5 protein-coding genes are annotated in these 6,434 nt (G+C 66.5%); all 5 read left to right on the top strand.

Going from position 1 to position 6,434, the window contains the following annotated elements; translation table 11 throughout:
- Positions 1–1,080, top strand: a 1,080-nt coding sequence (locus tag ACLFKU_RS42155; RefSeq protein WP_410853190.1) for a serine hydrolase domain-containing protein, incomplete at its 5' end; no start/stop codon positions are given.
- A gap of 184 nt (positions 1,081–1,264) precedes the next feature.
- A complete protein-coding gene (locus ACLFKU_RS42150; RefSeq protein WP_410853189.1) occupies positions 1,265–2,263 on the top strand; it encodes a dipeptide epimerase in 999 nt (332 codons plus the stop codon).
- A 244-nt stretch (positions 2,264–2,507) separates the two neighbouring features.
- Positions 2,508–4,739 carry a TonB-dependent receptor gene (locus ACLFKU_RS42145; protein WP_410853188.1) on the top strand — a complete coding sequence of 744 codons (2,232 nt, stop codon included), beginning with the start codon at positions 2,508–2,510 and terminating at the stop codon, positions 4,737–4,739.
- Between the two features lie 141 nt (positions 4,740–4,880).
- Positions 4,881–5,801, top strand: a complete 921-nt coding sequence (locus tag ACLFKU_RS42140) for a hypothetical protein (protein WP_410853187.1) — start codon at positions 4,881–4,883, stop codon at positions 5,799–5,801.
- Positions 5,798–6,434: LysR family transcriptional regulator (locus tag ACLFKU_RS42135; protein ID WP_410853186.1), on the top strand; the 637-nt coding region annotated here is incomplete at its 3' end. The genes ACLFKU_RS42140 and ACLFKU_RS42135, both read left to right, overlap by 4 nt.

Here is a 6,434-nt window from a genome sequence, read left to right as displayed (position 1 = left end):
CTCAAACCGCTGTCGCCGCTCTCTGCACGCCCATGGCCGCAGGGCGACCAGCCTGTGCCGGCACTGCAGGCCGCCGCTGAAGCGCACCTCGACCGGGCCGCACTCGATGCAGCGGTGCAGGCCGCCTTCGATGAGCAGAACGTGGGCGGTTACCCGGACACCCGCGCGATCCTGGTGGTGCAGGGCGGGGCGATCGTCGCCGAACGCTATGCACCCGGCTTCGACCAGAACACCCGCATGCTGGGCTGGTCGGCGACCAAGAGCATCATGGGCACGCTGGTCGGCCTGTTGGTCGATGACGGCGTGCTCAAGCTGGATGCGCCTGCGCCGGTGCCCGAATGGAAGGGTGCAGGCGATCCGCGTGGCGCCATCACGCTGCGCCAGCTGCTGACGATGTCGAGCGGGCTGGCGTTCGTCGAAAGTTACAAACCCGGCAATGACTCGATCAGGATGCTCTTCGAAGCGGGCGACATGGGTGCACTGGCGGCCGCTTCGCCGCTGGAGCACGCCCCGGGCACGTTCTGGAGCTATTCGTCGGGCACGACCAACCTGCTGTCGCGGATCGTCTTCGAGGCGACCGGCGGCACCCTGGAAGGCATGACCCGTTTCGCGCAGCAGCGGCTGTTCGAGCCCGCCGGCATGCGCAGCGCGCTGATCGAACCGGACGAATCCGGTGTGCTGGTCGGCAGTTCGTACGCCTATGCGACGGCGCGCGACTGGGCGCGCTACGGGCTGCTGCACCTGAACCACGGCCAGGCCGGCGGCAAGCGGCTGCTGTCACAGGAATGGCTCGACTTCGCGCTGACGCCGACCCCTGTATCGCCGCGCCCCTCCTACGGCGCGCAGCTGTGGTTGAACCGCGCAGAAGCCACGGAAGTGGGGCGCAAGGTGCTGCAGGATATGCCACCCGATGCGTTCATGGCGATGGGCCACAACCACCAGATCGTGGCGGTGATCCCCTCGCAGGATGCCGTGATCGTGCGCCTGGGCTGGACCCCGGAAGGGCAGAAGTTCGACTGGAACAAACATCTGTCGCGGATCGCGGCGGCGCTCGCCCCGGCTGTCGAGCCGGTGAAGTAGACGGAAGCCAAGAGAAGAGGGAGGGCGTCCCTAAAGGCGCCCATTGACAGTTCTCCTGATGGAGAACTACTGTCTCAATGTGAGAATTACTCACCTTCAGGCAGGGAAACGAAATGTGTCCGATCACGCTATTGGCGATGCCCCCGATCACGCGTGACCGTGGCGCCGACGGGGCGAACACCTGATGGCCCGCCTAAAACTCGGTATCGCGGTGGACGCGCTGCGTCTCGCAGCCCCCTTCCGCATCGCCAGTCACGTGTTCGACTCCCGGCTGGCCTGCCTGGTCACCCTGGATGACGGCACGCATGTCGGCCGCGGCGAGGCGACCGGGGTCTATTACCTTGGCGAAGACATCGAGACCATGCGCATCCAGCTGGAAGCGGCGCGCGATGCGATCGAAGCCCATCCGACACGCGAGGAACTGCGCACGATCCTGCCCGCCGGCGGCGCACGCAACGCGGTCGATGCCGCGCTGTGGGAACTGGAATCCAAGCAGACCGGCACACCAGTCTGGGCGCTGGCCGGGCTCGCTGCGCCACGGCCGCTGCCGACAACCTTCACGGTCGGTGCCGACGAGCCCGCCGCCATGGCGGCGGCCGCGGTTGCGTATCGGCAGGCGCGCTCGATCAAGGTCAAATTGACCGGTGACCTGCACCTCGACATCGCGCGCGTCGCCGCCATCCGTGCGGTGCGCCCGGATGTCTGGCTGGGCGTGGACGCCAACCAGGGCTATCAGATCGGTGATCTCGACCGCCTGGTGACGGCCATGCTGGCAGCCGATGTGTCGCTGATCGAACAGCCATTGGCGCGCGGGCGCGAAGCCGATCTCGATGGATTCGGGTCGCCCATCCCGCTCGCCGCGGACGAGAGCGCGCTCACCCTCGCGGACGTGGAAGGGCTGAAGGGCCGTTTCAAGGTATTCAACATCAAGCTCGATAAATGCGGCGGCCTGACCGAAGCGCTGTTGATCGCGGCCGCGGCGCGCGAGGCGGAGCTGGGCGTGATGGTCGGCTGCATGGTCTGCAGCAGCCTGGGGGCCGCGCCGGGCTTCGTGGTCGGGCAGCGCTGTGATCTCGTCGACCTGGACGGTCCGACCTTCCTCCAGCAGGACCGTACCCCGGGAGTCGTCTATCGCGACGGCACGATCTGGTGCGACGAGGCGGTCTGGGGCGCCGGGAGCTGAGGCGCGGGGCGCGCCTGGCGCACGACAGGGTGTCAATGCTGCGACGCAGGATTGACAGTTCTCTGACCAGGACTATTGTGTCCTATATGGGCTTTTACTTAGCCATTCATCCCAGGAGCGTCATTGCCAGGCCGGCACCACCCCAGCATGACGGGGTGCCCTGACTGCTGCATTCCGTGCCCATTGCCGTGGGCGTCCAGCTTCGCTACCGAGGTCTCATCACATGAGTCACTGTTCGCTCCGAATGAACGCGTTGTCGCTGGCCTGCACTGCAGGCCTCCTGGCCCTGGGCTGCAGCACCACGGCACTGGCACAGGTCGCCGCCGAGAACCCCAACCGCGACGACGTGCATACCTTGGGCACCGTGACCGCGACCGCGCAGAAACGCGTGGAAGTGGTGACCGATATCCCGATGTCCATCAGCGTCATCAGCGAAGAGCAGCTCGACCGCCTCCAGGTCAACAACATGAACGATCTGGCCGGGCTGGTCCCCGGCCTGCAGGTCAGCAGCCTCGGCGCGCCGGGCCGATCGACGATCTCGATCCGCGGCATCACCCCGATGGGCAACACCGCCTCGACCTCGATCTATGTCGACGATGTGCCGCTGACCGCCAATGGCTCGCTGTCCGGTGCGACCTCCGGCATGTTCGACCTGCTGCCTTACGACGTGCAGAACGTGGAAGTACTGCGCGGGCCGCAGGGCACGCTGTACGGTGCCAGTGCGCTGGGCGGCGTGGTCAAGTACGTCACCAAGCGGCCCGACCTGGAGGACTTCTCGGGCCGCGTCGGCGCCACGATGCGCGTTGTCGACGACGGCGGCCGGGTCGGCCATTCCGAGCGTGCCGCCGTCAACGTACCGCTGGTGCAGGGTCAGCTGGCCCTGCGCGCCAGCTACGCCGAGCAGACCAGCCCGGGCTGGATCGACAACAGCGTCCTGCATCGCCGCGACACCAACGATGTGTACCAGAATGCCGGCCGCCTTTCGCTGTTGTGGAAGGCGTCGGACACGGTGGATGTCCTGCTCACCGCGATGCGCCAGGAAAACAAGGGCGACAATTTCGCGACGGTCGCGCTGGACCCGGCCACCTTCAAACCGAAGCTGCCCGGCTACGCCAATGAATACCTGTTCCTGCAGCCCAGCACGATCAAGTACGACGTGTACGGCCTGACGGTGGACTGGGATCTGGGCTGGGCCGATCTCACCTCTGCCAGCAGCTGGATGAGATCCAACTCGTGGCGCCTGCAGGACCAGTCGGTGGAATACATCCCGCTGCTCGGCCAGAAGCCGGGCGTCGGTCCGGTGATGGCCTATGCCGGCCTGGACACGGATATCGAACTGAAGAAGTGGACCCAGGAACTGCGCCTGACGTCCAAGGGCGACAGCCGCCTGGAGTGGCAGCTCGGCGCGTTCTACACCGATGAGGATGCCGCCTACATCGAGCGCGGCAGTGCATTGAGCCCGGCGTTCGACCCGGTGCTCGATCTGTTCACCGCCTCGGTGCTCACGACCTATAAGGAAAAAGCCCTGTTCGGCAACGCAACGTGGAAGTTCACCGACCGCTTCGATCTGGCCTTGGGTGTGCGCCACGCGCGCAATGACCAGGAGTTCCGCCAGACGCTCGGCGGTCCGTTGGGCGGCGATGGGGTGCAGCGCATCACCGAATCCTCGGAAAGCGTGACCACCTGGAGCGCCAGTCCGCGGCTGTTCCTCGGCGAGGACACCATGGCCTACGTGCGCGTGGCCACCGGCTATCGCGCCGGCAGCCCGAACCCCATCCTGCCGGCCGCCCCCGAGGTGCCGTCGCAGGTGAAGTCGGACACGCTGATCAACTACGAAGCCGGCCTCAAGACCCACTTCTGGGACCGGCGTGCGCTGGTGGAAGTGGCGGCTTTCCGGATCGATTGGGATGACATCCGCCTGAACCTGCTCACGCCCCAGGGCATCTCCTACGGCGTCAATGGTGGCGAAGCACGCAGCCAGGGCGTTGAATTCACCGGCGCGCTGATGCCGGTCGACGGTCTGCGCCTGAGCAGCAGCCTGACCTACACCGATGCGAAGTTGACCGCACCGATTCCGCCGGCCCGCCCCGGCGGCCCCAACCAGGCTGAATCCGGTGCACAGCTGCCGCAGGTACCCGAATGGGCAGGCAGCCTGCAGGCCGACTACCAGTTCCCGACGCGTGGCGAGTGGGGCTGGAGCGTCGGTGGCGCGCTGCGCTATTACGGCGAGCGCGCGGCCTCGGTGGCGTCGACGCAGTCCTTCGACCTGCCCAGCTACACCACCGTCGATCTGACCGCGGAAGTGAGCAGCCAGAACACCACCGTACGCTTCTTCATCACCAACCTCACCAACAAGGACATCTACGTGGCGGCAGGCAGGACGATTCCTGCGGCAGGCGCGCAGGAATACCGGCGCTGGAACGCCGTGATGATGCAGCCGCGCACGGTGGGTGTGTCGCTCGATTACAGCTTCTGATCGAGCGGGGCAGGGCGGTGCGGCACCTTCCGGTGCCGCGCTGGCCGACAACACGATGAAGGCCGGCAATGCGGGCCGATACGCGCCGCCGAAGCAGATATGCTTGCACGGGTCCGCCCCACACCCGCAGGCCGCAGCGCGATGAGCTTCAGACTGGATTTCCTCCTGCTTTCCGCCGCGCTGCTGGTGTGTGCGGCGCCGCTGTTGACGGCATGCGCCCGGACCAACAGGGAAACCGTGCTTTCCTCGGACACGCTGAAGGTCGTGGCCGTGACCGAAAGCCGACTGGACATCAACGTCAGCCGGTATCAGCACTACACGACGTACGTGCTGTACGTGGACGGCAACAGGCTGTCCGATCAAGGATTCTCGGCGCTCCTGCAGGATCCTGACGCCGCGGGCGACCAGTTCGTGCATACCGATGCCGTGGTGCTGGACGAAGACGCGGTGTTGATCGCCTCGCATAACCGTGACGGGTCACGCTGCTGGACGACGCGGCTTGCCGGACGCAATGGCACGCCGACACTGGACACGATCATGAAAGGGACGGCCGACTGCAGCATCCGCCCGGCCGCTCCGGGCTGGCGGGCACTTTACAGAGACCCCGGCGATCTGATCCTGGTCCGTGAGCGGCCCTTCCAGGTCCATCCCATCGCGGGGTACTGGTACGCGCTGTGGATCGACGGCGACACCGTCGCCCTGTATCGGAAGGACCGGGACCATGAGCGCCTCGTCGTCAGGCTGGCGCGGATTTCTTCGGACACCCCGCTCGCCGAGCAGACCCTGCCGATGCAGACCTATGCGGAACCCGACCTGCTGCATGCCTCGCCCGGGCAGCGACGGCAATGGCTGTTCGACAACTTCACGGTCTCCACGGGCGCCGCTCCCTCGATCGCGCTGCGTTCGGACCATCGACTCGACACGATCACGCCCGAGGTATGGGCGGAGTACCAGGCGATCGAGCGGCAGAACAAGGAACTGGACGCCCAGGCACGTGCCGCCGGCGACGCCTGGATCGAGGCCCAGCGCCGGGAGCTGATGGAAGCGGAGACGTCCAAGTGATCGAGACCCGCCTGCTCCAACAGTTCATCGCCGTGGCCGAGGAGCTGCATTTCAATCGCGCGGCCGAGCGGCTGCACATGGCGCAGCCGCCGCTGAGCCAGGCCATCCGCCGGCTCGAGGGCCTGGTGGGCGCGCCATTGTTCGAACGGACCAACCGCAGCGTGGCGTTGACCCCGGCCGGCGTGGCTTTCCTTGAAACCGCCCGCCGCACGGTGCAGTCCCTCGAAGAGGGCGTCGCGCAGACGCGCCGGGTCGCACAGGGCATTGAAGGCCACCTCACCCTGACCTGCATCAACATCACCCCGTATGTCCCGTTGCTGCGCGTGCTGCGCACGTTTCGACAGGCCAACCCCGGCATCACCTTCACGATGCGGGAGGCCACTACCCAGGAGCAGATCAACGCGCTGGAGCAGGGCAGGGCGGACATCGCCTTCATGCGGGCACCGGGAACGACGACACCGCACCTGCGCCTCGCTGCGTTGTTGAGCGAGCCCATCTGCGTGGCGCTGCCGGTTGGCCATCGCTTTGAAGCAAGCCCGACCGTCGAGCTTGCCTCGCTCAGGGACGAGGCCTTCGTTGCATCGCCGAGGAGCTTGGGCAAGGGCTTTCATGACCAGCTCGTCAGCCTGTGCC

It is taken from the genome of Paraburkholderia sp. EG304, from assembly GCF_046543485.1.
Lineage (GTDB): Bacteria > Pseudomonadota > Gammaproteobacteria > Burkholderiales > Burkholderiaceae > Paraburkholderia > Paraburkholderia youngii.
The sequence above is the reverse complement of the archived record's forward strand: the minus strand, read 5'-3'. Positions and strand labels throughout refer to the sequence as shown.